Raw genomic sequence first — 3,199 nt, forward strand, 5'->3', positions numbered from 1 at the left:
CTAAGATTATTTATTAGCAGAAATCAATCTTCTAGCTGCTCTCATATCATTGCTGTATATGTGACCAGAAGTGGAATGGTAATGAAGACCGCCGAAGTTTAGCTTATCTCCCATGATTTCCTTATTCACTTCCTCCTTCATTTTAATTCCAATATATGTTATGAAGAACATGTTGGAATAAAATGCTCCAAAAATATCATTGGAACGGAAGAAACAGTGAATGGTTAATTCTCCATCCCTAACAAGAATCTGCAATACCTGCAAGCAAGGAATGTCTTCCCTATCTCCATCCAATGCAGGATCAATTGTAACAGCAACTGCACGGTTACTTCCTGTTGCAGTCAAGATTCTTTGTTTCATGGTTTCGAATTGGTCTACACCAAAATGCTCCAATATACGATTAGGATAAGTGTAAACAAAACCTTGGTCATCCCTTATTTCAAAGGATTTGACATATTCATACAATGCATCACCTTTGATAGGACATGAAGGAATATCAAATTTTCCGCTTTTAATCTCTTCCAACATCAATTCAGGAGTCATGTGCTGATATTTAGCTCTGAATTTCAAATCCAATGGATCATCAATATAATAATAATTACCAAGACTTTCCTTTAAATGATGATCACTGTCCTTATAGGTTTCCTTTCCCTCTTTTAAGATTTTATCAACAAAATCTAAGTAACATTGACCAATAGATAACATAATAACTATTCCTTAAAATTATAATTAAAAATAATCTAAATGTTTTAAAATCTCATTTTAAAAATTCAATTGTTTTTTAGATTATATAACTAATAATAGTATATATTTTCATGATTATAAATATTATGAAAAAATTTGAAAAAATGAAAAAATTTATAGAAATGGGATGAGAATATTATTGAATTTGATTGATTTTTTAGAAAAATTTAATAAAAATTATATATTGAGAAAATATAAATATATTATATTAAAATTAAGATAAGGTGAAACCGTGGAAAAGCCACAATTAGTGAATTTTATAGCTAAAGTTCTTGAAGATTCTGGCTTTAAAGTTTATAAAAATTTTAAGACATCACAACAGGTTGTAGACATATATGCAATCCTTCAAACATCAATGGGTGATTTTGGTTTAGTGGTTGCATGTAAAAACTACGATAAGGACTGGGAAGTTGGAATCGATGTTTTAAAGGAAATGGAAGTCATTGGTAAAAAACTTAGAGCCTCTAAGGTTGCTGTTGTAACCAGTTCCGGTTTTTCATCTCAAGCAAAAAGATATGCTGAAGAGAGAAAAATCAAATTGATCGATAGAAACAGCCTTGTCACTTTAGCTAAAAAATATTCAAATAAAAACAAAGAAACAAAACCAAGATTGGATCGTAGAGCGAACAGATTAACAGATATCGATAGTGATTCATTCTATAATAGAGATGTTAACAGAGATTATATTGACAACACATCCAATTATAGGGATTATGATGATGACAGGTCATATAACAGGCTTCAAGGTGCTTATGAATCTTATGAGGAATTCTCTGAAGATATGGAATATTATGAGGATGAAGTCGGCGGATTGGAATTAAGTCATTACAGTGAGTATGATGATGACCTTTACCGTGCTGAGTTCTTAAATAAAACTCCTAGAGACAACTATTCAGGACCAACTGGCACACTATTTGCAAGTCGTCATCAACAAGCTCCTAAAAGAAGGAGAAGAGCACCTTCCCTTTCAGGAAACAGAAGACCTAAATCACTTAGCCAAAGAAGCAATAGGCCTGCCAGCAATCATAGCTTCTTCTCATCTTCTGACAATGCCTTAAGTAATTATGGAGGATATGTTCCTCAAAAGCCAAGCAAACCTTGGGGAGAGATCATAAAGCCTATATTGGCTAATCCAATAGCATCTGTTGCTGTGGTAGTCCTTATTTCATATTTAATTGGATTTATCCTTGGAAAAATAGTAAAAGTCCCTACAGGATACTTAGGTATTGCTGAACTATTTATAGCATTGATACTCTCTTATGGTATTGTATTATACTCAGATAGAGAGGCAGATGTTTTAGTAAAAGGAACAATCGTGTTCTTTATTTCATTAGTAATAATTATGATATTGATTGTTGCTTTCTAGATTAGTGCTTTTACACAAAAAGCGTTTCAACCAAATCTTAATTTAATTTGTAAACCACCATTTTTCTTTTTTTATTTTCTTTTTTATTTAAAAAAATTAGTTCTTTTATCTTCATTTTTATTCGATTTTCAAAATTAGTTTTTTATAATGAAATAGTTTATTCTATAATCAACGAACAGATTAATGGAAATTAAAAATAGCTAATTAAAAAAGAAAATAGAATGATGGAAACATTAAAAAAATAAAAAAAAGTTGAGAAGTGGTTCCGACGAGATTCGAACTCGTGATCATCTCGTTGTAAGCGAGATATCATACCCCTAGACCACGGAACCATTGCAAAAAAAGTAGAATTAAAGTTTGTAAAAAAAATTAATTCAAAAAAGAAAATAGAGTGGTTCCGACGAGATTCGAACTCGTGATCCTCTCGTTGTAAGCGAGATATCATACCCCTAGACCACGGAACCATACTACATAATAAATATTGTTAACATCTTATTTAAAACTTTCGATGGAAAAGAATTAAAATAAAAATCCTTTTTTGAATTTGAAAAAAATTAGCGAAAAATGAATGAAATGCATAAATATCTGATGAAAAATCTTTTAAATAAGCAATATATTTAAAATATAAAAAATAAATAATTAATAAAGGAATTATTTTTTAAAAACTATTAATCAAGCCCAAGTGCTGATTAAATAAAACAATTCTTAAAACTAACTACATTGACATTAAAATTTGACATTGAAATTAATACTTTTAAAAAGACAAAAGGTGAAAATATGGCATTTGATGAAAATTTAAAAGTTTGGATGGATGGAGAATTTGTAGCATTGAAAGATGCTAAAATCAGCGTTCTCTCTCACGTAGTCCACTATGGAACTGCAGTATTCGAAGGTATAAGATGTTATGAAACTGAAAATGGACCTGCTGTATTCCGTTTAAAAGAACACGTACAAAGATTATTTGATTCCGCTAAAATTTACAAAATGGACATTCCATTTACTCAAGAGGAAATCTGTGATGCAATCATAGCAACCATTAAGGAAAACAACTTAAAAGGTTGTTACATCAGACCAATTACCTACAGAGGC

At 30.5% G+C, this 3,199-nt stretch carries 3 protein-coding genes and 2 tRNA genes; 2 read left to right on the top strand and 3 right to left on the bottom strand.

Annotated elements, in window-relative coordinates:
- Positions 1-6 precede the first annotated feature (6 nt).
- Positions 7-705 carry a thymidylate synthase gene (locus tag IJI80_RS01815; RefSeq protein ID WP_292787060.1) on the bottom strand — a complete coding sequence of 233 codons (699 nt, stop codon included), beginning with the start codon at positions 703-705 and terminating at the stop codon, positions 7-9.
- 271 nt (positions 706-976) lie between these two features.
- Between IJI80_RS01815 and IJI80_RS01820 the strand changes: the two genes are divergently transcribed.
- A complete protein-coding gene (locus IJI80_RS01820) occupies positions 977-2,110 on the top strand; it encodes a restriction endonuclease (protein WP_292787063.1) in 1,134 nt (377 codons plus the stop codon).
- Positions 2,111-2,370: 260 nt separating this feature from the next.
- Here the strand turns inward: IJI80_RS01820 and IJI80_RS01825 are convergent.
- Positions 2,371-2,442, bottom strand: a tRNA-Val gene (locus IJI80_RS01825).
- Positions 2,443-2,502: 60 nt separating this feature from the next.
- Positions 2,503-2,574, bottom strand: a tRNA-Val gene (locus IJI80_RS01830).
- Between the two features lie 313 nt (positions 2,575-2,887).
- Here IJI80_RS01830 and IJI80_RS01835 point away from each other — a divergent pair.
- On the top strand, positions 2,888-3,199 hold a 312-nt coding region (locus IJI80_RS01835; RefSeq protein ID WP_292787066.1), incomplete at its 3' end, for an aminotransferase class IV.

Origin of the sequence: Methanobrevibacter sp., assembly GCF_017432245.1 — an archaeon.
Lineage (GTDB): Archaea > Methanobacteriota > Methanobacteria > Methanobacteriales > Methanobacteriaceae > Methanobrevibacter.